The following is a 25,633-nucleotide window of genomic DNA, read 5'->3' as shown; positions in this document are numbered from 1 at the left end:
AGGAGGCGCCGGATGTACTCAGGGCCCTCGCACGGCGGCCCCGGACCCTACGGGCACGACCCCCATGACCCGTACGGCGCCGGCCGCCCGCCCAGGAGCGCACGAAAGCTGCTGCTGCCCGCGCTGCTCGTGGTCGGGTCGCTCGGCGGGATCGGGGCGATCATGGCGGGGCTGCTCACCTTCCTGTCCCCGGCGGACGAGGAGGAGTACTACCGGGCCTCGGAGTCGCAGTCGGCGACCGGCACGGCGCCGCAGAACCCCCCGCCGCCGGCGGCGGGGGAGGAGAACCCCGCGCTGACGCTCTCGGCGGCCGTCGGGCCGGGCGGGCTGGACGGGCCGCTGACGGCCGCCGCCCCGACGGCGCCGCCGCCGCTGCCCGTGGTCCAGCCGCCGGAGCCGCTCAAGACCGCCGCCGGCGTGCGGCCGAACAAGCTCTCCATCGGGAAGATCGGGTTGCTGGCCCCCCTGACGCAGGTCGGGGTGGACGCCAAGAAGGAGGTCCAGACCCCTCCGCTGAGCAAGCCGAAGCTGGCGGGCTGGTACAGGCACGGACCCGTCCCCGGCCAGCAGGGCCCCTCGGTGATCCTCGGCCACGTGAACACCAAGAGCGGTCCCGCCGTGTTCAGCCGCCTGAAGGAGATCAAGCGCGGCGACACGATCAAGGTGTCGCGGTCGGACAAGGCCGTGGTGGAGTTCACCGTGGACGGCGTGGAGCAGGTCAGCAAGAAGGCGTTCCCGTCCAAGCGGGTCTACGGCAACACGGGTGAGGCCACCCTGCGCCTGATCACCTGCGGCGGCGTCTACAACCCGAGGATCGGCCACTACACCGACAACATCATCGTCTACGCCACCCTCTCCAAGGTCGTCCGCCGCTGACCGCCGGGCCGAGGTGGCCTACACGCGGTCGTACCGGGGTGGCCGGAACCGGATCGGCACCGGCACGCCGGGCCTGCCGTCCGCGCGCCGTACAAGCGTGGCGATGTCGTGCGGCGCGGCGGTGCCGTACGGCGTCGCCGCTGGTCAGAAGGCCGATCGCTACCCTGGAGGGAACGGGGCCGTATCCGCCCGCGGCGCGTGCCGGGCCGGGGCGGGGAGCCGGGGACCGAGGGCCGCGGCGGGGCCGGAGGGGGTGTCGCGCATGGACGGGCGGGTGGAGCAGGTCCGCGAGATCCTGCACGAGGCGGCCGAGACGCATCACCGGGTCTACCGGATCACCGACGGCGTCGACGACGACTGGCCGTACTGGTACGCCGACTGGCTGGTCAACCTCTCGGAGCTGCCGGAGGCGCTGGGCACCGAACCGCTCCGCAGCCGGCTCGTCTACGAGCTGGTCAGGCTGGACGCGGAGTACGCGACGGCCGACCGGTCGGAGCCCTGGGAGGTCTTCTACGCGCGGGGCCTGGTCGACCGCCTCCGTCCCGGCCGCGGCCCCCTGGCGTAGCGGCGCGGCGCCGGAGATCCGGGGGAACCGATGGACGAGTCCAGGTTGCAGAAGCTGGTGGAGCGGGTCACCGGCGACATGGGGGCGGCCTTCGGGGCGGCGACCGTCATGCTGGGGGATCGGCTGGGCCTGTGGAGGGCCCTCGCCGGGGCCGGGCCGCTCACCCCGGAGGAACTGGCCGGGCGCACCGGCACGGACCCCCGGCTCGTCGCCGAGTGGCTCGCCGCCCAGGCCGCCGCCGGGTACGCCGACTACGCCGACGGCGTGTACACGCTGACCGACGAGCAGGCCGCCGTGTTCGCCGACGAGTCCAGCCCGGCGTTCATGGTCGGGTTCGCCGAGGTCATCGGGTCCGTCCACCGCGACGAGGCCAAGGTGGCGCGGGCCTACCGGGGCGAGGAGCCGCTCGGCTGGGGCGACCACGACCCGGCGCTGTTCCGCGGGGCCGAACGGTCCTTCCGGTCCGGCTACGCCGCCAACCTGACCACGAGATGGATCCCGGCGCTCGACGGCGTGGAGGCGCGGCTGCTGGCCGGCGCCCGGGTCGCCGACGTCGGCTGCGGGCACGGCGCCTCGACGCTGGTGATGGCGGCGGCCTACCCGGAGTCCCGCTTCACCGGGTTCGACCAGCACGGGGAGTCGATCGCGCGGGCGCGCGGGCTGGCGGAGCGGGAGGGGCTCGCCGGCCGGGTGAGGTTCGAGCGGGCCGAGGCGTCCGCCTACCCCGGCAACGGCTACGACCTGGTGTGCATGTTCGACTGCCTGCACGACATGGGGGACCCGGTGGGGGCGCTGCGGCACGTCCGCGCCACGCTGGCCGGCGACGGCACCGTGCTGCTGGTCGAGCCGTTCGCCACCGGCAGGCTGCCCGACGACTTCACCCCGGTCGGGCGGGTCTTCCGCAACGCCTCCGCCACGGTCTGCGTGCCCAGCGCGATATCGCAGGGCGGCACGGAGGTGCTGGGCGCGCAGGCCGGACCGGAGCGGCTCCTCTCCGTCGCGCGCCGGGCCGGCTTCACCCGGGCGCGCGAGGCCGCGGCCACCCCGGTCAACCTGGTGCTGGAACTCAGACCCTAGACGGCCCGGCCCGCGGAGGCCGCGGGCCGCCCGGGCCGCACGTCCGCCCGCGTCGCACCCGGTGGGAGGCCCGGATCCGCGCCTCCCACCGGCCGGATCCGGATCACTCGATCGCGGCCAGGTCCACGATGCGCATCCTGTCCGTGAGGCGGACGGCCAGCAGCCGGTCGTCACCGCCGTCGGGTATCGCCAGGCTCACATAGGTCTGCTTCTTGATGTGCCGCCCCCGGACCACCCTCGCGGGGATCGTGTGCTTCTCCGGCCGCACGCCGAGGTCGGCGGACCTGCCGGTGTCGGCGTCGTACAGCGCCACCCCCGCCGGAGCGGCTTCCCGGCCGTTGAGCTGGAACATGAAGAACCGTCCGAGGCCCGCCTCGGCGCCCGGCACGGACCGTTTCGGCAGCTCGCGCTCCCCGGAGCCGTCGCGGTCGCGGACGAACCACGTCGCGAAGACGCCGTTCCTCGTCCTGACGCCCACGCACCGCTCGACCCCGCACCGGACCTGCTCCTCTCCGGAGTTGACCACGGCGTCGCGCCGCTCGCCGGTCTCGACGTTGAGCAGTTCCCGGAAGACCACCTTCCCGCGGTGGACGCCCACCCAGGGCCACCGCAGGACGTGGTGCCGTTCGGCGCCCTTCACCGGCCGCGGCCGGCCGCCGCTCAACGGCACCCGGTGGACGCCGCCCTTCTCGTAGGCGAAGACCACGTCCGAGTCGGCGACGGTCAGCCCGTTGATGTGGCCCTCCTTCATGACGTCCCCCAGGGGGACGTCGGCCACCGGCCGGGGCCGGCCGCCGGTGACCGGGACCGTCCAGATCCGGGCGACCCGCCGCCGGCCCGGCTCCTTGTACGACGCCCACCAGACGATGTTCCCGCCCCCGTCGGCGTAGATGGCCGAGCCCCTCGCCGGGGGGATCTCGGCGATCCGGGTGGGCCGGCCGCTGCCCAGGTCGAAGCGCCACAGGAACTGGCGCTTCCCGTCCAGTGCCGTCGTCATGACCAGCAGCGTGCGGTCGTCGAGGAGAAGTTGCGGCTCGTACTCGCGGCCGTCGGGCAGCTTCGCCGGGAGGTCGTGCACGGCCTTCGGCCACACCTTCGTGACGGGCGGCGGCATCTCGTCCGCCGGGGGCTCGGCGTGCTTCGTCGCCCCGGGGGAGGGCGACCCGCTCTCACCCGTCGCGGGTGACGGCGCGGCCGGTCCGCGGAGGGTGTTCACCGCGGCGCCCGCACCGATCACCACGGCCGCCACCGCGGCGGCCGAGAGCAGCGCCGCCGTCCGGGTCCGCCGGCGGCGGTGGCGCGTCTCGACGGCCGCGGCCAGTCCGGCCGACGCCCGCGGCGCCTGGTCCGCCGCCCCGGACAGGACGCGGTTCAGCGTGTCTTCGAGGTGGGTCATCGTGTGCTCCCGTCGGTCACCGGTGCGGAGGAGAGGGCGGTGCGCAGCTTGTCCAGGCCCCGGAACGCCTGGCTGCGCACGGTTCCCGTGGAGATGCCGAGCACCTCGGCGATCTCGGAGTCGGAGAGCTGCTCGTAGTACCGCAGCACCAGGACGGCGCGCTGCCTGCGCGGCAGCTCGGCGAGCCGCCGCCAGAGGCCCTGCTCCTCATCGGAGGGGAAGAACGCGTGCCCGGTCCGCTCCGGCGGCGTCCAGGTGAGACGCTCGCGCCTGCGGCGCCGCCACAGGCTGATGTGCAGCCGCGCCATCGTGGTCCGGACGTACCCCTGCGGGTCGTCCTTGCGCCGGACCCTCGGCCAGGCGCCGCGCAGCCGTACCAGCGCCTCCTGGACCAGGTCGGCGGCGTCGTGGGGGTTCCCGGCGAGGAGGTAGCCGTACCGGAGCAGCGCGTCCCCGTGTTCGGCCACGAAGCCCTCGAACCCGGATGCGTCATCCAATGGTCGTCCCTTCTCATTCGTCATGACCCGGACGACCTTCGGGGCGGATGCGTTGCACGGCGGCCGGCACCGGTTCCGGCGTGCGGCGCGCGTGACGCCGATGTCCGGCCGTTAGCCGTTCAGCTGGAACGGGTAGATCCACACCAGTCTCCCCCCGTGAGAACGAGTGGCGGGAGTGACGCTGGTGAGCACTGTCCGGGCCGGAGCGGCGGCCCTTCTCATCGCGGTGGCGGCGGTCGGAGCACTGAACCACCAGAACGCGGGCGGACGGCACGGCAGGCCGGGCGGCGACCGGCACCACGTGAAGTCGCTGTTCGACCGGCACGGCAAGTCGCTGTTCGACCGGCACGGCAAGTCACCGGGTGGCTGGCGCACGAGGTCGAGGACGGGCTGGCACCCGCGGCAGGGGGCCGTACGGCGGGCGCAGACGGAGTCCGGTCGCCACGCCCGGCCGGGCGGCGGGCGTCCCGCGACGCACCGGGACTCCGACGCCGACGAGTACCGCAACTCGGGCGGCGAGAGCAGCACGAGATCGACGAGCGAGCACCGGGTGAGCTCCGCCGCCGACTGGCGTCTGGTCCCGCTGGACGGCCGGACCATGCGTCCGGTGGCGTACCGGGCCGAGCACCAGGGTGGCGCGGCCGGCGGGGTCGGAGGGGTCGAGCGTCACGGCAGGACGCCGATCGTCATCGCGCACCGCGGCGCCAGCGCGCTGCGGCCCGAGCACACCCTCCTCGCCTACAACCTCGCCGTCCGCTCGGGGGCCGACTACATAGAGCCGGACCTGGTCTCGACCAAGGACCACGTGCTGGTGGCCCGGCACGAGAACGAGCTGTCGCAGACCACCGACGTGGCACTCCACCCGGAGTTCGCCGCCCGGCGGACCACCAAGGTGATCAACGGTGTCCGCCGTACCGGCTGGTTCACCGAGGACTTCACCCTCGCCGAGCTGCGCACGCTGCGCGCCAGGGAGCGGCACCCGGGGCGGCGGGGCGGTTCCGTCTACGACGGCAGGGCGACGATCCCGACCCTGGACGAGATCGTCCGGCTCGCGCAGCGGCGCGGCGTCGGCGTCTACGCCGAGACCAAGTTCCCGAGTTACTTCGCCTCGATCGGGCTGCCGCTGGAGGAGCCGCTGCTGGCCGCCTTCAGCCGGTACGGCTGGGACGACGCGGCGGACCCGGTGTTCGTCGAGTCCTTCGAGACCGGCAACCTGAGGAAGCTCGGCACCATGACGCATCTGCGGCTGATCCAGTTCATCGGCGGCAGGAGGGCGCCGTTCGACCTGGTGGCGGCCGGTGACACGCGGACCTACGACGACATGGTCACCCCGGAGGGGCTGCGGGAGATCGCCGGTTACGCCGACGGCATCGGCGTGAACACCCGGCGGATCGTGCCGCGCACCCCCGACGGGAGGCTGGGGCCGCCGACCTCGCTCGTCGACGACGCCCATGCCGCCGGGCTGCTGGTGCACGTGTCGACGGTCCGCGCGCAGAACGGCCGGCTCCCGGCCGACTACCGCCGGGGCGACCCCGCCGTCAAGGGGTACCGCGGCGCCGCCGGTGACGTGGCCGGCTGGCTGGACCGGCTGTACGGCCTCAAGGTGGACGGGGTCTTCGCCGACGACCCGGGCGTCGCCCGCGCCGCGCGGGACCGCCTGTTCCCAGGCGTGTGACCGGCAGGGGGCCGGTGACCGGATTGCTCGTTATTCGCCGAGCTGGTCCGGGTATATAGGGACATATCGATGTGTCCCCCGCCGTTGAGTGGGGGTGCCGGATGCCGAGCAGGACGCGCGGCGGTCTGCTGGCCATGCTCGCGGGCGGAACCGCGCTCGCCGCCCTGTACGGCGCGCACCCGGCGGCCGACCGGCCACCCGTCACCGCCCCGGCGCCGGCGCCGGCGCCCGGACCGGGGCGGAGCGCGTGCGCGGACGGGACGCCGATCGTCATCGCGCACCGCGGCGCCAGCGCGCTGCGGCCCGAGCACACCCTCCTCGCCTACGACCTCGCCATCGGGACGGGCGCCGACTACATCGAGTGCGACCTGGTCTCGACCAGGGACCACGTGCTGGTGGCCCGGCACGAGAACGAGCTGTCGCAGACCACGGACGTGGCCCTCCACCCGGAGTTCGCCGCCCGGCGGACCACCAAGGTGGTCAACGGCCGCCCGAGGACCGGCTGGTTCACCGAGGACTTCACCCTCGCCGAGCTGCGCACCCTGCGCGCCCGGGAACGCTGCCCCGGCCAGCGGCCCGGCAGCGCCGCCTACGACGGCCTGGACCGGATCCCGACCCTGGACGAGATCGTCCGGCTCGCGCAGCGGCGCGGCGCCGGGCTGCACATCGAGACCAAGATCCCCTCCTACTTCGCCTCGATCGGGCTGCCGCTGGAGGAGCCGCTGCTGGCCACCCTCGCCCGGTACGGCTGGGACGACGCGACCGACCCGGTGTTCATCCAATCCTTCGAGACCGGCAACCTGAGGAAGCTCCACGCCATGACCAGGCTGCGGCTGATCCAGTTCATCGCCGACGCCGGCGCGCCGTACGACCTGGTGGCCGCCGGGGACCCGCGCACCTACGACGACATGGTCACCCCGGCGGGCCTTCGGGAGATCGCCCGATACGCCGACGGCGTCGGGGTGGTCACCCGGCGGATCGTCCCCCGCGGGCCGCACGGCAGGTCGCTGCCGTCCACCTCGCTCGTCGCGGACGCCCACGCCGCGGGACTGCTGGTGCACGTGTCGACGGTCCGCGCGCAGAACGGCCGGCTCCCGGCCGAGTACCGCCGGGGCGACCGCCGGGACCCGCGCTACCGGAGCCTTCCGGGTGACGCGGCCGGCTGGCTGGACCGGCTGTGCCGGCTCGGGGTGGACGGGATCTTCGCCGACGATCCGGGCGTCGCCCGCGCCGGGCTGGACCTGGCGCGAGCGACGCACCCCGCGGCGATCAGGCCGACCGGCGCCGGGGGCGGCGCGACACGGGCCGCCGGGACCGCCGGGGCCGTCGGGGCCGTCGGGGTCACTGTGACGCGCGACGTGGGGATCCGGGTCACCGGGACGAGGACCTCCGGGACGCGGGCCGACGAGGATCCGCTGGAAAGGGATGGATCACGCCGAAGATGGGCGGATACCATCACGGCATGACCTGGCGACAATGATTCACGACCTGAGGCCTGAGCGGGGCACGCTGCCGCGGACCGCCGGGGATGCCGAGCATCCCGTCCGCGAAGCATCCCCGTGAGAAGGACCTCATGATCGTCACTTTGCCGCGTGCCTCGGACGCACGCGTGCGGCGGCTGGCCGCCACACTTTACGCGTACACGTTCCTGGACGACTTCACCCTGCTCTACCCGCTCTACGCTCTGCTGTTCGCCGACACCGGTCTGTCGACCGCCGAGATCTCCTCGCTGCTGGCCATCTGGTCGCTCACCTCCCTGGTGATGGAGATCCCATCCGGGGCGTGGGCCGACACGGTCTCCCGCCGGCTGCTCCTCGTCCTGGCGCCCCTGCTCGCCGGGACGGGCTACGCCCTGTGGTTCCTGCTGCCCTCCTACGGAGCCTTCGCCGCGGGCTTCGTGCTCTGGGGCACCGCGGGGGCGTTGCAGTCGGGAGCGCTGGAGGCGCTGGTCTACACCGAGCTGGAACGCGAGGACGCCGTCGGCCGCTACGCCGGGATCATGGGCCGGGCCCGCGCGCTCGGCACCGGCGCCGTGATGGCGGCCACCGCCCTGGCCGTCCCGCTGTTCGCCGCGGGCGGCTATTCACTGGTCGGCGTGGCCAGCGTCCTGGTCTGCCTCGTCTGCGCGGCCGTCGCGGCCGCCTTCCCCGAGCACCGCACGCGCCGTTCCCGTCGGGGGACGGGCGGGCGGGACGGCGACCCCGCGCCGGACGCGCGCGACCGCGCCTCCGGGCCGGACACACCGGACACGCTGGGCCGGGACCGTGCGCCCGCGCCGGACACGCCTCACACGCCGGACACGCCTCACACGCCGGACACGCCGGGCCGGGACCGTGCGCCCGGGCCGGACGCGCGCGACCGTGACGGCGATCCCGAAGGGGACGCGGAGGATCGGGACGATGACGCCGGGGAGGACGCGGAGCCGTCGTCGCCGCGCGCCTATCTCGGCATGCTGCGCGCGGGCCTGCGGGAGGCGCGCGATGACCGGGCCGTACGGCGCGCCCTGCTGCTGGTGCCCGCGGTGGCGGCTCTGTGGGGAGCGCTGGAGGAGTACGTCCCCCTCCTCGCGGCCGGCACCGGGGTGGCCACGGAGACCGTGCCGCTCCTGGTGCTCCTCGTCTCCGCGGGGGTCGCGGCCGGCGGCCTCCTCGCGGCGGCCGGGAGCCGCCTGGCCGGCCGGGGGCTCGCCGTGCTCCTCGCGGTGGGGGCGGTGGCGCTCGGCGCGGGCGCGGCCGCCGGGAACGCGCTCGGGTTCTTCGCCATAGCGGCGGCCTTCTGCGTCTTCCAGACGGCGACCGTACTGGTCGACGTGCGGCTGCAGAACACCATCGCGGGCCCGGCGCGGGCCACCGTGACGTCGGTGGCCGGTCTGGCCACGGACGTGGCCTGCCTCGGGGTGTACGGAGGTTACGCCGCCGCCTCGGCGGTGGCCGGGCACGGCGTGATCTTCGCTCTCTCCGCCGTGCCGTACCTCCTGCTCGCCCTGTTCCTCGCGAGCCGGCGGGACCCGGGGCGGAGCCGGCGGGACCCCGGGTGATCTCTCGCGGTACCGGGGGCGGCTGACGCGGCGGCCGTCGGCCGGGCGGCCGGGTGGCCACCGGATCGGCGGCCGTCGGCCGGGTGACCTGCTGTTCGGCGGGCCGGCGGCCGGGTGAGCGGCGGCCCGGCGGAGCCGTGGGAGCGGTCCATCACGGCACCGGGAGGGTGCGCTCTCCTCCCGATGCCGCGGTGGGACCCGGCCCTCCCCGCGGCCAAGGGGAAGGTGGCCGCGACGGGGCTGGAAGGAATTTGTGCCCGTTTTGTGGAGTTGCGTGCATCTCTAGGCCACCGTTCATAGGATCTATGCCGAACCGTGACCATGGTTTGGAATCGTGGACGACCGCCCGGGCGGCCGACCGGCCACGTGGAGAGAACGGAGAGCACCGTGCTGGAGTCCAGGACGCGGCGCCGCGTCGCGGCCAAGATGACCGCGATCGCGGTGGCGGGCGCGGGCGTCCTCTTCGGCGCCGTCCCCGCCATCGCCTCCCTGGTCGCCACGCCGAAACCGGTCACCTACACCTGCACCGCGCTCACGGGCGGCGGCGCCTCGGCCAGCCACACCTTCCAGGTGGAGCTGGCCGGCCCGGCCACCGCGCCCACGCCCAGCTCCGCCGCCGTGGTCACCTTGAAGATCGGCTCGCCGGCGCCGGCCCTGGCCGCACCCACGGCATTCGGCGCGGGCGACCGGATCGCCGTCGACGCCGACGTGGTCGTCACCGGCTCGCCGCTGCCGTCCCTCGTGGCGACCCCGTCGGCCCAGGCCACGACCACCTCCGGGGTGGTGGCCTCCGGCGGGTCGATCACGTCGTTCCCGACCATGCTGGTCACGGTGACGCCGACCGCGACCGGCGTCTTCGCGGTCCGCCCCGACTCCTTCACCCTCCTCCACGTCCCGGCGGCCGCCACCGGCACGGGCGCGGGTACGGAGAACGCGCTGTACGACTGCGTCGCCGAGCAGACCTCGGCCACCGGCGCCGCGGTCCTGGTGACCGTTCAGGCCACGAGCACCGGCACCGGCACGCCCACCTCGACGCCCACTTCGACGCCCACCCCCACCCCCACCCCGACCGAGACGGCCACCGAGACCCCCGACCCGGTGGTCACCATCACCACGACCCGCACCGCCGGGGACGACGAGAACGAGCAGATCGAGAAGACCCCCGGCGGAGGCGCCTCCACCGGCGGCGGCGGCGAGGCCGGGCCCGACGCCCGTGTGATCATGCTCGGCGGCGTGCTGATGGCGGCGGGTGCCGCCGCGGGCGGCCTGATGCTGCGCCGCCGCACGGCGACCAGAGGCTGACCGGGGTGACCCGGTGACGCCCCCGACGCCGCCAGGCCGCCCGCCGATGCGCCCCCGCGGGCCGGTGCCGCCGTACCCGGGGCGACCGGCAGGCCCGCCGTACCCGCCGCACGAGGGGTACGGCCCGCCGTACGACGGGCGGTGGCCCGGCGGCCGGGCCGACGACGGCGGGAGGATGCTCCGGTCGGTGCTCATCCTGGCGGGCATCGCCGGGGTGGTCACCGTGCTGGTGGGCCTGCTGCTCATGCTGGCCAGGCCCGAGGAGTACGGCCTGGCCGACCGGCGCACCGCGCTGCCGCCGCGCAGCCAGGTGAACGCGAGCGCCGGCCCCTACTTCCAGGCGCCCCCGACCGCGCCGCCGCCCACGCCGGCCCTGCCGCCCGCGCCCCCGATGCAGCCCTCGACGCCGGTCCGCCTGGTCATCCCGAAGCTCGGCGTCAGCGCGCCGATCAGGTCCGTCGGGCTGGACAGGCAGGGCGCGATCGAGGTGCCGCCGATCGGGAAGCCGAACCTCATCGGCTGGTACCGCTCCGGGCCCACCGCGGGGGAGGCCGGACCGGCGATCATGCTGGGTCACAAGGACACCCGGTCCGGCAGCGCGGTCTTCAGCCGCCTCGACGAGATCCGCAACGGCGACCTCATCGAGGTGCACCGCAAGGACGGCGTGATCGCGATGTTCACCGTGGGCGGGCTCGAACAGGCGGAGAAGTCGGTGTTCCCGACCCAGCGGGTGTACGGCCGGTCGCGTGACGCCCAGCTCCACCTGATCACCTGCGGCGGCACCTACGACCGCACCACCGGCCACTACACCGACAACGTCATCGTCTACGCGACGATGACGGGAACACGGCGAGAATGAGCCCTGCCTTCCCGGCCGCCCGGCGGCCCCCGCGCCCGCTCGTCTCCGCCGCCCGGTTCCCCGGGACGTCACGGCCCGGTGCCGCCGCGGAGACCGCGGACGCGGAGACCGCCGTGGAGCCCGCGGCGAGGACCGCGGCCGTGAAGACCGCCGCGGGGTCCGTCGCGGGCTTCGCGCGCCGGCGGCGGCACGGCCTGATCCTGGGCGCCCTGATGGCCCTGGCGGCGACGGCCTACTCGACGCTGAGCCTGGTCAAGTTCGCCACCTTCAAGGCGAGCGTCTTCGACCTGGTCATCTTCGACCAGGCGGTGCGCGGCTACGCGCACTTCGGGCCGCCCGCCGCGCCGTCGGTCGGCATGTCCTACGGCATGGGCATGGACTTCCTCCAGCTCGGCGACCACTTCTCACCGATCCTCGCGGTCCTGGCGCCGCTGTACTGGCTGCACGACGACCCGCGGACGCTCCTGGTCGCCCAGGCGGTGCTGCTCGCGCTGGCCGCGATCCCGATCCGGCGTTACGCCGAGCGCCGCCTGGGGACGGTCCCGGCCCACCTGGTGGCGGCCGCCTACCTGGTGTCGTGGCCGGTCGCGCAGGCCGCCGGGTTCGACTTCCACGAGGTGGCCTTCGTCCCGCTGCTCAGCGCGATCATGATCGAGCGGTTCGACGCCGGCCGTCCGGCCTGGGGCGTGGTGGCCGCCGCCGGCCTGCTGCTGGTCAAGGAGGACATGGGGCTGCTCGTCGCGGGGTTCGGGGCGTACCTCTTCCTCACCCGGCGACGGCTCGAAGGGGCCGCGTTCGTCTTCTTCTCGCTGGGCGCGCTGGTGATGATCCGCGGCGTGCTGATGCCGATGGCCGGGTCGCCCCCGGCGGGGTTCCACTGGGCCTACGGCGCCTGGGGCACGAGCCTGGGGGAGGTCGTGCTGGCCGTCGCCCGCGACCCGGCGGGGGCGCTGTGGCAGATGGTCAGCCCCGAGGTCAAGGTCGACACCCTGGCGTTCCTGCTGTGGCCGGTGCTGCTGACCGCGCTGGCCTCGCCGCTGACCCTGGTGGCGGTCCCGCTCGTGGTGGAGCGGTTCCTGTCCGACCGGCAGCAGTGGTGGGGGACGGACTTCCAGTACAACGCCTTCGTCGTCGCGATCCTGTTCTGCGCCGGGGCGGACGGCGTCCACCGGCTGCGGGGCCGGTTCGCGGCCCGCCGGGAGAGGCGGGCCGGGGAGGAGGCGGCCGGGCGGCCCGAAGGCGAGCGGCCCGAGGTCGGGGGAACGGACGACGAGCGGCCCGAGGTCGGGAGAACGGACGCCGGGCGACCGGGGACCGGACGGTCCGAAGCCGGTTCACCGGGGGAGGGGCGTTCCGAAGCCGGTTCGCCCGAAGGAGGGACGCCCGCGGGGAACCGATCCGTGGACGGCCCGGTGAGCCGGCGCGTCCGGTGGGACCCGGTGCCGCACTGGGCGGTCGCGATCCTCGTGGTCGGCCTCACGCTCGTCCCGAAGTTCGCCCTGGGCAACCTCGTCGAATCGTCCTTCTACGAGGGCGAGCCGCACGTCGCCGCGGCCCGCGAGGCGGTCGCCGCGGTCCCGGACGGCGTGGTCGTCGAGGCGGTCAACAGCGTGGGCCCCGCGCTCACCGCGCGGACGACCGTACTGCTGTGGGGGCCGCAGAGCCACAACGCGCCCTGGGTGGTGGCCGACGTGGCGCGGTGGAGCTACCCGTTCGGCGACTTCGACTCGCAGCGGCGCCGGGTGGACGAGGCCCTGGTGAACGGCTACCGCAAGGTCTACGACCGCGACGGCTACATCGTGCTGAACCGCCCCTCCTGAACACGACAGCGGGAAGGCTTCTCCTGTAATCTCCTAGTAACCGAACATTGCTCGGTTTCATGAGCAGGAGGCACTGTGGCAGAGGCGTACATCGTCGGGGCCGTCCGCACCCCGGTCGGCAAGAAGAAGGGCGGGCTGTCCACCGTCCACCCCACCGACCTGGCCGCGCACACGCTCAGGGCGCTCATCGACCGCACCGGCGTCGACCCGGCCGCGGTGGAGGACGTCATCATGGGCTGCGTCATGCAGTTCGGTCCGCAGAGCATGGACATCGCGCGCAACGCCTGGCTGTCGGCGGGTCTGCCGGAAAACGTCGCGGGCGTCACCATCGACCGCCAGTGCGGCTCCTCCCAGCAGGCGGTCCACTTCGCCGCCCAGGGAGTGCTCTCCGGCACCCAGGACCTCGTGGTGGCCGCCGGCGTGGAGTCGATGAGCGTCGTGCCGATGGGGTCGTCGATCACCGCCGCGCTGGAGAAGGGGATGCCCTTCCCGTTCGGCGAGGGCTGGGTCGAGCGGTACGGCAAGCAGGAGATCTCCCAGTTCCGCGGCGCGGAGCTGATGTGCGAGAAGTGGGGCTTCGAGCGCGAGGAACTGGAGCGGTACGCCTACGAGAGCCACCAGCGGGCGGCCAAGGCCATCGCCAACGGCCACTTCCGGGACCAGATCGCCCCGATCAACGGCGTCGAGGACGACGAGGGGCCGCGGCCGGACACCACGCTGGAGAAGATGGCGTCGCTCAAGACCCTCCGCGAGGGCGGGCGGATCACCGCGGCGACCTCCTCGCAGATCTCCGACGGCTCCGGCGCGCTGCTGATCGCCTCCGAGAAGGCGATCCGCGACCACGGCCTGGTCCCCAGGGCCCGGATCGTCACGCTGGCGCTCACCGGCGACGACCCGGTCTACATGCTGACCGCGCCGATCCCGGCGACCCGCAAGGCCCTGCAGCGGTCCGGGCTGTCCATCGGCGACATCGACGTCACCGAGATCAACGAGGCGTTCGCCCCGGTCCCGCTGGCGTGGATCAAGGAGCTGGGCGCCGACCCCGCCAAGGTCAACCCGAACGGCGGCGCCATCGCCCTGGGGCACCCGCTGGGCGGCACCGGCACGATCCTGATGACCAAGCTGGTCCACGAGCTGGAGCGCACCGGCGGCCGGTACGGCCTGCAGACGATGTGCGAGGGCGGCGGCCAGGCGAACGTCACCGTCATCGAGCGGGTCTGACCCGCCGGGGCTCCCGAGGGGTTCCCGAGGGGAGCGCGCGAGGCGAAAGGCCGCCCCGGCCCGGTCTTCCGGGCCCGGGGCGGCCTTTCGCCCGTCACCGGCCGGGCGGGTCCGCCGCCAGGAGGACCCGCCCGCCCGCAAGGGGACGCGCTTCCGGGAAGACGCGCCTTCGAGAGGACGCGCCTTCGAGAGGACGCGCCGAGAAGGAGGACCCGCCGGCCCCCAAGGGGACGCGCTTTCAACGGGACGCGCCGCCCGAGGGGGCCCGCCGTCAGCGGCCGCCCCTGCCGGGGATCCGGCGCGGCTGGTGGGTGGGCCTGGCCGGCGTGCGGGGCATCGGCACGCGCCGGGGCGCGGCCGGAAGCCCGCGGCCGGGCGGGAGGACGTGGGACGAGCCCTCGGACGTGCCGTCCTCGCCGGGCCGGTCGGGGTCCTGGGACTGATGGGTGAAACGGATTCGCATGTGCCACTCCTCGAAGATCATGAAGACGCGGCCGAAGGCCGTGCCGGAGACTCAGCCGCCGCGTCGGACGAACGGGCCAGAGAGCTGAGTGCGGGCGGACCAGTCATCGCTGGTCGACGCCGGCTTCTAGGAGTTGATCCACATGCGGCCACCGTACGGCGGGCCCGCCGTACGGTGCAACCCATTTATCCCGGTATCCCGGGACCGGGCCGGGGGCGCGGCGGCGCGCCGTGCCCCCGGCCCGCCTCGGCGGATCGGCTTCCGGTCTCCCCGAGCTCCCTCGGTCTCCCTCGATCTCCCCGAGCTCCGGCAGGCCCGGGGAGATCGGGGCCTCGGCGGCCTCGGCGGATCGGCGGTCCCGGCGGATCGGCGGATCCGGCGGTCGTCAGCGGATCGGCCGGTGCACGTTCTCGGCGGCCGACGGGCCGGGCTCGGCGGATGCGATCCACGGACCCTCGATCGAGGGGTCGAGGATCCCCTCCTCCAGGAACGCGTAGCGGTCCTCCAGCACGTGCGCGGCCAGTCGCGCGTCGCGGGAGTCGGTGTTGTCCCACAGCCGGTCGAACAGCGCGTCGGCGCGGAGCCGCGCCTGGTGGCAGAAGGCGTCGGCCAGCTCGACGGCCCTGATGCCCAGGTCGGCGGCGTCCTCCCGGGCCCGGACGCACGTCGCGGTGATCGCGAACAGCTCGGCGCCGATGTCCACGATCCGGCCGAGGAAGCCCTGCCGGTGCTCCAGCCTTCCCTGCCAGCGGGACATGCCGTAGAAGGTGGACCGGGCCAGCCTGCGGCTCGTCCGCTCCACGTAGCGCAGGTGCGCGGCCAGCGGCCCGAACTCCGCGTAGGAGCCGGGGACACTGCCCGGGCCCGTGACCAGCGTCGGCAGCCACCGCGCGTAGAACCCGCCCGCCTTCGCCGCCGCGCGGAGCCGCGCCGCGGTGTCCAGGGACGGGTCGATCACTCCGCCGGCGGCCGACAGGTGGGCGTCCACCGCCTCGCGGGCGATCAGCAGGTGCATGATCTCGGTGGATCCCTCGAAGATCCGGTTGATCCGCAGATCCCGGAGGAACTGCTCGGCCGGGACGCCGCGCTCGCCCCGCGCCGCCAGTGACTCGGCCGTCTCGTAGCCGCGCCCGCCGCGGATCTGGACCAGCTCGTCGGCCACCCGCCACGCCATCTCCGAGGCGTACAGCTTGGCCAGCGCCGCCTCGATCCGGATGTCGTTGCGCGCGTCGTCGGCCAGCCGGCACGACAGGTTCGTCACCGCCTCCAGGGCGTAGGCCGTGGCCGCGATGAAGCCGATCTTGGTGGCAACCGCCTCGTGGCCGCCGACCGGCCGGCCCCACTGCACCCGCGCGCCGCTCCACTCCCTGGCGATCTTGACCGCCCACTTGGAGATCCCGGCGCAGACGGCGGGAAGGGAGAGCCGCCCGGTGTTGAGCGTGGTCAGCGCGATCTTCAGGCCCTGGCCCTCCCTGCCGATCAGGTTGGCCGCAGGGACGCGCACCCGGTGGAACCTGGTCACGCCGTTCTCGATGCCGCGCAGGCCCATGAAGGCGTTGCGCCGCTCGACCGTGATCCCGGGGGTGTCGGCCTCGACGACGAACGCGGAGATCCCCCTGCCGGTGCGGGCCATCACGACCAGCAGGCTCGCGACGACCCCGTTGGTCGTCCACAGCTTCACGCCGTCCAGCACGTAGTCGTCGCCGTCCCGTTCGGCCGTGGTGGCGAGCCGCGCCGGATCGGAGCCGACGTCGGGCTCGGTCAGCAGGAACGCCGACACCTCGCCCTTCGCGCAGCGGGGCAGGAAGGCCCGCTTCTGCTCCTCGGTGCCGAACTGCTTGAGCGGCTTGGGCACCCCGATCGACTGGTGCGCCGACAGCAGCGTGCCGAGCGCCGGGTTGTAGGACCCGGCGAGCATCAGCGCGCGGCCGTAGTCGAGGTGGCTCAGCCCGAGCCCGCCGTACCGCTCCTCGATGGTGATCCCGAACGCGCCGAGCTGCGCGAGATCCTTGACCACCTCGTCGGGTATCCGGGCGGTCCGCTCGATCAGCGCCGGGTCCACCCGGGTCTCCAGGAAACGCCGCAGGGCGTGCAGAAACCGCTCGCCCTTCTCGGACTCGGCCTCCGGCGGAACCGGCGCCGGATGGACCAGGTCGAGGCGGAAGTCACCCAGGAAGAGCTGCCTGCCGAAGCTGGGCCGGGTCCACTCCTTCTCCCGGGCCTGCTCGGCCACCTCACGTGCCTTGGCGTAATCGGTCATGCTGACCTCCTCGGACGCGGATGCTTCGAGGTTACGCCCCGGTAACAGACCGGAGAAAGGCCAGGTGGCCCCCGGGAACCCGGGCGGTTCCCGTCGCCGCGGGAAACCCTGGAAACCCCGGGAACATCGGGAACACCGGGAGGAAGGTCCGGCGGGAACACCGAGAACACCGGGAGGAAGGTCCGGCGGGAACACCGGGAACACCGGGAGGTCCGGCGGGAACACCGGGAAGAAGATCCGGGCGATCGGGCGCCCGCGGTGGACCGCCGCCCGGCCGGACCGCCGGTCCCTACCGCGGCACGCGGGCGACGCAGAAGACCGTCTGCCCGAAGGGCGGGCGGATGAAGCGCTCGATGAAGCGGGTGGTGGGAACCACCGTGCGGTCGTAGATCTTCACCAGCCGGGGGTCGGGGTAGCCCACGCCGCCGCGGCGGACCGCGGCCCACCAGGCGATGCCGCCGAGGAAGTTGATCGGCTTGAGCACGCCGATGTCCAGACCCGCGCGGGAGACCGTGCTGCGCAGCGTGGCGGGGGTGTAGCGGGTGACGTGGCCGACCTTGCGGTCGAAGTCTCCGTAGAGCTGCATGTAGCCCGGGACCCAGATGATGATCCGCCCGCCGGGGACGGTCACCTTGGCCAGGGAGCGCAGCGCCTCGACGTCCTCCTCGATGTGCTCCAGGACGTTCATCATCACGACGGTGTCGACCTTCTCGCCGATCGGGATGTCGGTCGGCAGGCCGAACTTCAGCACGTCGATGTCGTCGCGGCCGGCGAAGCGCTTCTTGAGCTGCTCCACGCAGTAGGGGTCGAAGTCGCTGACCACCAGCCGGTCGAGCCGGGGCAGGAACTGCTCGGCGAAGTGCCCGAGGCCGGAGCCGATCTCCAGCATGGACCGGCCCACGTGCGGGGCGACCATGTCGAACTCGTACTGCCGGTAGTTCTTGGCCTCGTCCCCACCCAGGTGGTTCTCCAGGGCCTCGTCGCCGGCCGCGGGTTGCACTACGCGGTCATACCCAGACATGAGGTTCCGTCCAGCTCGATCACTCAGGAGCCGCGGCACCGGCTGGCGCACGCGGCCATGGACAGCCCAAGAGTCTAGTGGCCGTCACCCCGGGACGGCCTCGCGAACGGGCCGCGCCCCCTGGACACGCGCCCCCGGCCGGGTTCCACACTCCTGGCCGCACCCTCCTGACCGGCGTCACACCCCTGACCGGCCGCACCCTCCTGACCGGCGTCGCGTCCCCGAACGGCCTCGTCCTCCTGACCGGCCCGACACCCTCCTGACCGGTCTCGTGCCCCCGGCCGGCCCGACATCCCGCCCGCCCTCCCGTCACCCGGCCCGGCCGCCGTTCACCCGGCGGGAGGACCGCACTCCTGGTACGGTTCCCTGCGTCCCGGGCGGGCAGGGGCTCTGCCCGCCGTCCACCTCGGCCAGGGAGGCGGGAGGCCGTTCCCTCCGGTGAGCGGAGGAGTCACGGAAACCACCTTCGTCGGCCGTCACGCCGAGACGGAACAGGTGACCCGCCTGGTACGGCGGGCCCGCCTGGTCACGCTCACCGGGCCGGGCGGCGTGGGGAAGACCCGGCTGGCGCACCGGGTGGCCGAGATGATCGGGGTGGAGATCCCCGGCGGTTTCCGGATCGTCGACCTGTCCTCGCTGACCGACCCGCACGAGCTGCCGCTCACGGTCGCCGCCGTCCTGGGCCCCGCGCCGGGCGACGGGTCGGCCCCGCCGGTGCCGGAGGCGCTCGCCGCGCGGCTGGACCCCCGTGGGTCGCTGCTCGTGCTCGACACCTGCGAGCATCTGGCCGAGCCGGTGGCCCGCCTGACGGTCGCCCTGCTGGGCGCCGCGCCGCGCCTGCGCGTGCTGGCCACCTCCCGGCGGTCGTTGGGCCCGCCGGGCGAGCACGTCTACCCTGTCCCGCCGATGCGGACCGAGGACGCGGTGGCCCTGCTGCGCGACCGCGCGGCCATCGGCCCCGCCCCGGCCCCCTTCCCCGGTCCCGACTCCGATCCCGGCCCCTGTGCCGGACAAGGCACCGGTCCGACTCCGACTCCGAACCCGGACCCGGACGGGCTGGCCGCGCTCTGCGAGCGGCTCGACCGGATCCCGCTGGCCGTCGAGCTGGCCGCCGTACGGCTGCGCGCCGCGTCGCCCGCGTTCTCGCCCGCGCTGCTCACGCGGTCCCTGGACGACCGCTACGCCGTACTGACCGGCGGCGGCGGCCCGGTACGGCACCAGTCGATGCGCGCGGCCATGGGCCGGAGCCACGAGCTGTGCGGTCCGGCAGAGCGGCTGCTGTGGGCGCGGCTGTCCGTCTTCCCCGCCGGGTTCGACCTGGAGGCGGCCGAGCGGGTCTGCGCGGGCGGGCCGCTCCCGGCGGGGGCGGTGCTCGACGCGCTGACCGGCCTGGCCGACCAGTCGCTCGTGCGGCGGGAGGAACACCCGGCCGGGGCGCGGCTGCGCATGCTGGACACCGTCCGGGAGTTCGGCGCCGAATGGCTGCTCCGCCTGGGGGAGACCGGTGATCTCAGGGGCCGCCATCGTGACCACTACCTCCACCTGGCCGGGCGCTGCGCCGCCGAGTGGCCCGGGCGGCAGGCCGAGTGGGCCGGGCGGATGCGCGCCGAGCGGCACAACCTCCGCGCGGCACTCGACCTGTGCCTGGCCGATCCCGCGCGGTCGCGGGCCGGTGCGGCACTGGCCGGCTCGCTGTGGTTCCTGTGGATCTGCTGCGGCCTGCCGGACGAGGGCCGCCACTGCCTGGACGCGGCACTGCGCATGCACGCCGAACCCGGCCCGGAGCGGTTCCGCGTCCTGTGGGCCCGATCGTGGGTGGCCCTGCGCCAGGGGGATCCGCAGACCGCCGGGCGGCTGCTCGACCTGCTGCGCGCGGAGGACCGCGAGGGCCACGCCACCGGTCACGCGCTCCAGATCGAGGGCCTGATCGCCCTGATACGCCGCGAGTTCGTCCGGGCCGCCGGGCTGCTCGGCCGCGCCGCGGACCGGCACGCGACCGGCGGCGCGGAAGACCCCGGCGGCCGCGGGGGCCTGGGGGGCGGTATGTCCCCGGAGCCGCCCGCCTGCCACGCGCTGGCCGCCCTGAGCCTGCTGGCCGCGGGCCGGGCGGGGGAGGCCGCGGAGACGCTGGCCCGCGACCGGCGCCCGCGCGACGACCCGGGCGGGGAATGGAGCCGTGCCCAGACGGAGTACGCCCTGGCCTGGATCGAGCGGGTCGGGAACCGCGGCCGTACGGCGGTGCGCCACGCCCGGACGGCGCTGGCCGGGGCGTGGCGGCTGGGGGACCCGCTCCTGACGGCGGCCTGCCTCGAAATGGTCGCCTGGACCGCCACCACCCCGCCGGGCGCGGCCGGGAACGCGGAGGCGGAGGCCGCCGGCGGGCGCGTGGCGGCCGGGCTGCTGGGAGCGGCCCGGGCCGCCCGGGACTCCCGGGGGGTGCGGGCGGCCGGCTGGCCGGTCGACGCCATGATCCGCCGGTGGGCCGCGGCGGAGGCCGTCCGGGTGCTCGGCGGTGCAGGATTCGACACCCGCTTCACCGAGGGAATGGCCTTTGACCTGGCCTTCGCCGTCGATTATGCGCTGGGGGAGAAGAATCCGTAACCGCCGCCGCCGGCTCGGGTCGGCTTCGCCGCCGCTTCCGTGGTTGGCTTGCCACCTCACGCGGGGGGTGCGGAGCGGTGGGGGAGACACGCACGTGCCGGGGGAACGTCCCGGCGGAGATCAGCAGCCTCGTCGGGCGGCGCGAGGAGCTCGGCGGGATCGCCGCGCTGGTCGCCCGGTCGCCGCTGGTGACCCTCACCGGCGCCGCCGGGGTGGGCAAGACCAGGCTCGCGCTCAGGGCGGCCGACGTGCTCGGCGGCTCCTTCCCCGACGGGGCGTGGTTCGCCGAGCTGTCGGCCGAGCAGAACGGCGCCCTCGTCGGCCACCGGGTCGCCGCGGTCCTCGGTCTGCCCGAGCAGGCGGCCCACCCCCAGGCCGAGGTGCTGGCCGGATTCCTCGCCGACCGGCGGCTGCTGCTGGTCCTGGACACCTGCGACCACCTGACCGGCGCCTGCGCGGAGCTGCTGCGGCCGATCCTGGCCCGGGCCCCGCACGTCCGGGTGATCGCCACCTGCCGCCGCCCGCTCGGCGTGCCCGGCGAGCGGGTCCTGCGGGTCGGGCCCCTGGACGTGAGCGGTCCCGGCTCCGACGCGGTGCGGCTGCTCGGCGAGCGGGCCCGCGCCGCGGTACCCGGCCTCATCCTCGACGAGGCGGAGGCGACCCGGATCTGCCGGCTGCTGGACGGCGTCCCGCTCGCCATCGAGCTCGCCGCCCGTCGGCTGCGGGCCCTGTCGGCCCGGCAGGTCGCCGACCGGCTGGGCGACCGCCTCGGACTGCTCACCGGCGGCGGTCCGGCGCCGTTCGGGCGGCACCGGACGCTGCGCACCGCGGTCGGCTGGAGCCACGAGCTGTGCTCCCCCGCCGAGCGCCTGCTCTGGGCCCGGCTGTCGGTCTTCCCCGGGGACTTCGGCGCCGATGACGCGCGCGCGGTGTGCGGCGACGAGGCGCTCGCCGACCCGCCGCTGGCCCGGCTGGCCGAGGCGTCCCTGCTGGAGAGGCGAGGAGACCGCTACCGGATGCTCGGCATGACCCGCGACTACGGCGGGGAGTGGCTGCGCCGACTGGGCGAGGAGGACGCCCTCCGCCGCCGTCACCGCGACCACTACCTCGCCGTCGCGCGCCGCGCCGGGGCGGAGTGGTACGGCCCGCGCCAGCGGGAGTGGGCCGCCTGGACCCGCCGGGAGCTGCCCAACCTGCGGGCGGCCCTCGACCGCGACGACGGTCCCGACCTGCCCGGCGCCCTCTGGTTCGCCTGGTGCTGCCTCGGCCTGGCGGGTCCTGGCCGCCGTTACCTCGACCGCTCGCTGCGCCGGCACACCCGGCCGGGTCCGGCGCGGACCCTGGCCCTGTGGGCGCGGGCGCAGGCCGCGCTCTCCGCCGGCGACGCGGTGGCGGCCCGCGCCGGAGCCGCGGAGGCGTACGAGGCCGCGACGGCCGGGAACGACCCGGACATCGCGGGGCGGGCGCTGCAGTGCGCCGCGGCGGCCAGCCTCGCCCTCGGCGACCCGGGGGAGGCCGGGCGCCTCGTGGTCGCGGCGTTCGAACTGCTCGCCCGGGACGCCCGGGACGACCTCGGCCTCGCCCTCGCCGAGGCGACGCTCGCCCGGACCCTGTGCGCGCGGGGGGCGTTCGACCGGGCGGTGGCGATACTCGACCGCCGGGCGCGCCGCGCCGTACGCGGTGAGCTGTGGACGCGCGCGGAGGGCGAGCAGGTGCGATCGCTGGCCGAACTGGGCCGGGGGGACGCCGGCGCGGCGGAGACCTCCGCGCGGGCGGCGCTCGACGCCAGGTGGCGCCTGGGAGACGGGACCGGCGCCGCCCTGGCGATGGAGCAGCTCGCCGCGGTGGCGGCGCGCCGTGGTGACGGGCGGCGGGCCGCCTGGCTGCTGGGGGCGTCCCGGCGGGCGCGGGAGGACTCCGGCGCGTCGGTGAACGGCGTGTTCACCGACGACGCGGCCACCGGTGGCGGACCCGCGTACGGCATGCTCCCGGACGCCGCGGGCGGTCCGTCCGGGGCCGGTGCGCCGGTGGGCGGGTCACCGGGGTGGGACGGGCCCGGTCACGGCACGCCCGTGTACGGCACGCCCGGCTTCGCGGTCGGGCGGGAGCGGACGGAACGGAGGGCCCGGGCGCTGGCGGGTGACGCCGCGCACGAGTGGGCGTTCGCCCGGGGGCTGGCCACGGCACCGGGGGTCGCCGTGGCGCTGATCCGGAACGCCGGCGACGCCGTCCAACCGCCCACCGGACGCGCCTCCTCCCGGACCTGACCCCTCCGGGGCCCGCGCCGGTTCGCCGGATCCGGCGCGCCCTCCTCGGTCCGACAAAAGGGATGTTTCCGTAATTTCCCTACGCGTGGGGGAAGTTCGGCCTCGGCGCGGCGGTGAGATATGCGCCGGAGGAGAAGGAAACCCCCACCGGCAAGGGGCCTGTGGCCCGGTCCGTGACCCTGACGGGATGCGATTCCTGAGCGACCCACGTTCAGCAGGAAGCCCAGCAGGAGGGAGCGCGAACCGGTGGAACCCCATCCATGGTGGCGAGGGAACCTGCCCGCGGAACCGAGCCGTTTCGTCGGACGCCAGGCCGAGGTCACGAAGGCGCTGAAACTCCTGGCCGACACGTCGTCGGTCACGATCACCGGCGCGGCGGGCGTCGGCAAGACACGGATCGCCCTCAGGGCGGCGGCGGAGTGCCGCGACTTCCACCCGGACGGCGCCTGGCTGGTGGAGCTGTCCGGCGAACGCGACGGCGGCCTGCTCCCGCACGCCGTCGCGGCCGTCATGGGCATGCCCGAGCGGTCGGCCCGGCCGCAGGACGACCTGCTCGTCGAGTTCCTCGCGGGGAAACACCTCCTGCTGGTCCTCGACTCCTGCGACCGGCTCGCCGCCGCCTGCCGCGAGCTCGCCGTCCGAATCCGGGCCGAGGCGCCGGGCGTGCGCCTCCTGCTCACCTCCCGGCGGCCGCTCGGGCTGCCGCACGAGGCGGTGCTGCCCGTGGAACCGTTCCGTCCCCCCGCCCCGAGGACCTCCGCCCCGCGGACTCCAGCCCCGAGGACCCCGGAACCGCGCACCTCGGAACCGCGGACTCCGGCCCAGTGGACTCCGGATCCGTGGGCCTCCGCCCCGTACCCGGCCGACGCCGCGACCGACGACGCGCTCCGGATCTTCCTCGACCGGGCCGAGGCGGTGGCGCCCGGCCTGGTGACCGGTGAGGCGGCCACCATGGCCGCCGAGCGGATCTGCCGGCTGCTGGGCGGCGTCCCGCTCGCCCTGGAACTCGCCGCCGGGCAGCTCCCGGCGGCCCCGCCTCCCGCCGGATCCCTTCCCGCCGTTCCACCCCCCGCCGGATCCCTCCCGACGGCCTCGCCTCCCGCCGGATCTCTCCTGGCCGCTCCGCCTCCCGCCGGGTCTCTTCCGGCACCCCCGCCTCCCGCCGGGTCTCTTCCGGCACCCCCGCCTCCCGCCGGGTCTCTTCCGGCCGGACCGCCTTCCGCCGGGTCACCGGCCGGACCGGTGGAGTGGCTCGCCGACCGGCTGGAGGAGCGGCTCGGGCCCCGGCCGGCCACCCACCCGCCCTTCTTCCGCCCCCAGCGACTGCGCGCCGTGATCGACTGGAGCCACGAGCTGTGCTCCCCGGCCGAACGGCTGCTCTGGGCCCGCCTGTCGGTCTTCGCCGGCCCCATCGACCCGGAGTCCGCCCGGTGGGTGTGCGGCGACGAGCGTCTCACCGGCGTGCCGGACCTGCTGGCCGGCCTTGCGGCCAAGGGGCTGCTCACCCCGGTCCCCGGCGGCTACCGGCAACCGGAACCGGTCAGGGAGTACGGCGCGGAGCGGCTGGCCCGGCTCGGGGAGGAGGCCCGGACGGTCCGGCGGCACCGCCACCACCACCTCGGGCTGGCCCGTCGCGCCGCGGCCGGCTGGTACGGCCCGGCGCAGGAGGAATGGGCCGCCCGGCTGCGGTTCTCGCTGCCCGACCTGCGCCGCGTGCTCGATTCGCCGTCCGACCCGCTGTCCGCCGAGCTCGCCGGGGCCCTGTGGATCCTCTGGCACTGCACGGGCCGGCTGAACGAGGGCCGCCGTCACCTGGGGCGGGTGATCGCCGCCGCGCCGGTGGCCGATCCCGGCCTGTCCCGGCTCCTGTGGGCCGACGCGTGCGTGGCCGCCGCCCAGGGAGACCCGGAACGCGCCCACCGCAGCGCCGAGGCGGCGCTGTCGGCCGCCCTCGACTGGTCCGACCACGCGGCCGCCGGGCACGCCCGGCTGGCACTGGCCTGCCACGCCCTGCTCACCGGCGCCCTCGGCGAGGTACGGCCCGCCGTACGGCGCGCCCGCGAGCACTTCCACCGCGCCGGGGTGATGACCGTCGGCGAACCGCTCGCCCTGGTGGTCGCGGCGATCGCGGACACCTGGCGCGGCGAGTTCGCCCGGGCGGTCACCACGCTGGAGGAGGCCGGGCGGTTGTGCGAGGCCCGCGGCGAGCTCTGGGCCCGCGCCCAGTGCGACCACGTGCTGTCCATCGCCCGGCTCGGCCTGGGCGAGGCCGACGAGGCGGCGCGGGCGGCCCGGCGGTCGCTCGCCGCCCGGTGGCGCCTGCGGGACACGGCGGGCGCGGCGGAGACCCTGGGTCAGCTCGCGGTGATCGCGTCGATCCAGGGGGACGCCCGCCGTACGGCCCGCCTGCAGGGTGCCGAGAAGCGGATGCGCGGCCTGTCCGGGGCGCGCGGACCCGGCCGGGAGAGCGTGTGCGAGCCCGGGACGGTCGCCGAGCGGACCGCCCGGCAGCTCCTCGGTGACGACGCCTACGACGCCGCCTTCGCCGAGGGGTGCGACGGCGACCCCGGCTCCGCGGTGCTCCACGCCCTCGGCTGAGGATCCGGCATGATCGGCGCGTGCCCGGGGAACTCCGGCGGGTCCGGGGCTTCCCGGAGGGCCGCGGCCGTGAGGCGGTTCGTGCGAGGACCCCCTTG

The 25,633-nt window shown here is 75.1% G+C and carries 18 protein-coding genes; 13 read left to right on the top strand and 5 right to left on the bottom strand.

Going from position 1 to position 25,633, the window contains the following annotated elements:
- The first annotated feature begins 12 nt into the window (after nt 1-12).
- The 3 genes from IEZ10_RS18570 (at nt 13) to IEZ10_RS18560 (ending at nt 2,518) form a co-directional block, all read left to right on the top strand.
- Nucleotides 13-876: a class F sortase gene (locus IEZ10_RS18570; protein WP_189247776.1), complete on the top strand. Its 864-nt coding sequence runs from the start codon at nt 13-15 to the stop codon at nt 874-876.
- Nucleotides 877-1,138: 262 nt separating this feature from the next.
- Nucleotides 1,139-1,441 carry a hypothetical protein gene (locus IEZ10_RS18565; protein ID WP_189247775.1) on the top strand — a complete coding sequence of 101 codons (303 nt, stop codon included), beginning with the start codon at nt 1,139-1,141 and terminating at the stop codon, nt 1,439-1,441.
- Nucleotides 1,442-1,471: 30 nt separating this feature from the next.
- Complete coding sequence (locus IEZ10_RS18560; protein ID WP_189247774.1) at nt 1,472-2,518, top strand: class I SAM-dependent methyltransferase; 1,047 nt, start codon at nt 1,472-1,474, stop codon at nt 2,516-2,518.
- Between the two features lie 103 nt (nt 2,519-2,621).
- On the opposite strand, the gene IEZ10_RS18555 is transcribed toward IEZ10_RS18560, so the two are convergent.
- Complete coding sequence (locus IEZ10_RS18555; RefSeq protein ID WP_189247773.1) at nt 2,622-3,914, bottom strand: TolB-like translocation protein; 1,293 nt, start codon at nt 3,912-3,914, stop codon at nt 2,622-2,624.
- Nucleotides 3,911-4,411: a SigE family RNA polymerase sigma factor gene (locus IEZ10_RS18550; RefSeq protein WP_189247772.1), complete on the bottom strand. Its 501-nt coding sequence runs from the start codon at nt 4,409-4,411 to the stop codon at nt 3,911-3,913. Before IEZ10_RS18550 ends, IEZ10_RS18555 begins: the two co-directional genes overlap by 4 nt.
- Before the next feature lie 184 nt (nt 4,412-4,595).
- Here IEZ10_RS18550 and IEZ10_RS18545 point away from each other — a divergent pair, with 184 nt between their 5' ends.
- The 7 genes from IEZ10_RS18545 (at nt 4,596) to IEZ10_RS18515 (ending at nt 14,325) form a co-directional block, all read left to right on the top strand.
- On the top strand, nt 4,596-6,086 hold the full coding sequence (locus IEZ10_RS18545; protein ID WP_229811397.1) for a glycerophosphodiester phosphodiesterase: 1,491 nt from the start codon (nt 4,596-4,598) through the stop codon (nt 6,084-6,086).
- Nucleotides 6,087-6,187: 101 nt separating this feature from the next.
- Nucleotides 6,188-7,552, top strand: coding sequence for a glycerophosphodiester phosphodiesterase family protein (locus IEZ10_RS18540; protein ID WP_189247771.1), 1,365 nt, complete (start codon nt 6,188-6,190; stop codon nt 7,550-7,552).
- A 107-nt stretch (nt 7,553-7,659) separates the two neighbouring features.
- Nucleotides 7,660-9,123 carry an MFS transporter gene (locus IEZ10_RS18535; protein WP_189247770.1) on the top strand — a complete coding sequence of 488 codons (1,464 nt, stop codon included), beginning with the start codon at nt 7,660-7,662 and terminating at the stop codon, nt 9,121-9,123.
- A 387-nt stretch (nt 9,124-9,510) separates the two neighbouring features.
- Entirely contained in the window at nt 9,511-10,425 is a 915-nt protein-coding gene (locus IEZ10_RS18530; protein ID WP_189247769.1) for a hypothetical protein, read from the top strand.
- A 187-nt stretch (nt 10,426-10,612) separates the two neighbouring features.
- Entirely contained in the window at nt 10,613-11,284 is a 672-nt protein-coding gene (locus IEZ10_RS18525) for a class F sortase (protein ID WP_229811396.1), read from the top strand.
- Entirely contained in the window at nt 11,281-13,104 is a 1,824-nt protein-coding gene (locus IEZ10_RS18520; protein WP_189247768.1) for a DUF2079 domain-containing protein, read from the top strand. The genes IEZ10_RS18525 and IEZ10_RS18520 overlap by 4 nt, the downstream gene beginning before the upstream one ends.
- 75 nt (nt 13,105-13,179) lie before the next feature.
- Nucleotides 13,180-14,325 carry an acetyl-CoA C-acetyltransferase gene (locus IEZ10_RS18515; RefSeq protein ID WP_189247767.1) on the top strand — a complete coding sequence of 382 codons (1,146 nt, stop codon included), beginning with the start codon at nt 13,180-13,182 and terminating at the stop codon, nt 14,323-14,325.
- 271 nt (nt 14,326-14,596) lie between these two features.
- Here IEZ10_RS18515 and IEZ10_RS18510 read toward each other — a convergent pair whose 3' ends face one another.
- The 3 genes from IEZ10_RS18510 to IEZ10_RS18500 all read right to left on the bottom strand — a co-directional run bounded on the left by IEZ10_RS18510 (nt 14,597) and on the right by IEZ10_RS18500 (nt 18,048).
- Nucleotides 14,597-14,788 (bottom strand): hypothetical protein, encoded by a 192-nt coding sequence (locus IEZ10_RS18510; protein WP_189247766.1) that lies wholly within the window; start codon nt 14,786-14,788, stop codon nt 14,597-14,599.
- Nucleotides 14,789-15,173: 385 nt separating this feature from the next.
- On the bottom strand, nt 15,174-17,048 hold the full coding sequence (locus IEZ10_RS18505; protein ID WP_189247765.1) for an acyl-CoA dehydrogenase family protein: 1,875 nt from the start codon (nt 17,046-17,048) through the stop codon (nt 15,174-15,176).
- Nucleotides 17,049-17,337: 289 nt separating this feature from the next.
- Nucleotides 17,338-18,048 carry a class I SAM-dependent methyltransferase gene (locus IEZ10_RS18500; protein WP_229811395.1) on the bottom strand — a complete coding sequence of 237 codons (711 nt, stop codon included), beginning with the start codon at nt 18,046-18,048 and terminating at the stop codon, nt 17,338-17,340.
- 459 nt (nt 18,049-18,507) lie between these two features.
- On the opposite strand from IEZ10_RS18500, the gene IEZ10_RS18495 reads away from it, so the two are divergent.
- The 3 genes from IEZ10_RS18495 (at nt 18,508) to IEZ10_RS18485 (ending at nt 25,535) form a co-directional block, all read left to right on the top strand.
- Nucleotides 18,508-20,670: an ATP-binding protein gene (locus IEZ10_RS18495; protein WP_189247764.1), complete on the top strand. Its 2,163-nt coding sequence runs from the start codon at nt 18,508-18,510 to the stop codon at nt 20,668-20,670.
- Nucleotides 20,671-20,747: 77 nt separating this feature from the next.
- Nucleotides 20,748-22,937: an ATP-binding protein gene (locus IEZ10_RS18490; RefSeq protein WP_189247763.1), complete on the top strand. Its 2,190-nt coding sequence runs from the start codon at nt 20,748-20,750 to the stop codon at nt 22,935-22,937.
- 246 nt (nt 22,938-23,183) lie between these two features.
- A complete protein-coding gene (locus IEZ10_RS18485; protein WP_189247762.1) occupies nt 23,184-25,535 on the top strand; it encodes an ATP-binding protein in 2,352 nt (783 codons plus the stop codon).
- The last annotated feature ends 98 nt before the right edge of the window (nt 25,536-25,633 follow it).

Source organism: Streptosporangium pseudovulgare, assembly GCF_014648055.1.
Lineage (GTDB): Bacteria > Actinomycetota > Actinomycetes > Streptosporangiales > Streptosporangiaceae > Streptosporangium > Streptosporangium pseudovulgare.
The sequence above is the reverse complement of the archived record's forward strand: the minus strand, read 5'-3'. Positions and strand labels throughout refer to the sequence as shown.

What these genes read in the sequence shown, in the direction of transcription:
- IEZ10_RS18570 (WP_189247776.1), top strand. Translation starts at nt 13, where the DNA reads ATGTACTCAGGGCCCTCGCACGGCGGCCCCGGACCCTACGGGCACGAC.
- IEZ10_RS18565 (WP_189247775.1), top strand. Translation starts at nt 1,139, where the DNA reads ATGGACGGGCGGGTGGAGCAGGTCCGCGAGATCCTGCACGAGGCGGCC.
- IEZ10_RS18560 (WP_189247774.1), top strand. Translation starts at nt 1,472, where the DNA reads ATGGACGAGTCCAGGTTGCAGAAGCTGGTGGAGCGGGTCACCGGCGAC.
- IEZ10_RS18555 (WP_189247773.1), bottom strand. Translation starts at nt 3,914, where the DNA reads ATGACCCACCTCGAAGACACGCTGAACCGCGTCCTGTCCGGGGCGGCG.
- IEZ10_RS18540 (WP_189247771.1), top strand. Translation starts at nt 6,188, where the DNA reads ATGCCGAGCAGGACGCGCGGCGGTCTGCTGGCCATGCTCGCGGGCGGA.
- IEZ10_RS18535 (WP_189247770.1), top strand. Translation starts at nt 7,660, where the DNA reads ATGATCGTCACTTTGCCGCGTGCCTCGGACGCACGCGTGCGGCGGCTG.
- IEZ10_RS18520 (WP_189247768.1), top strand. Translation starts at nt 11,281, where the DNA reads ATGAGCCCTGCCTTCCCGGCCGCCCGGCGGCCCCCGCGCCCGCTCGTC.
- IEZ10_RS18510 (WP_189247766.1), bottom strand. Translation starts at nt 14,788, where the DNA reads ATGCGAATCCGTTTCACCCATCAGTCCCAGGACCCCGACCGGCCCGGC.
- IEZ10_RS18505 (WP_189247765.1), bottom strand. Translation starts at nt 17,048, where the DNA reads ATGACCGATTACGCCAAGGCACGTGAGGTGGCCGAGCAGGCCCGGGAG.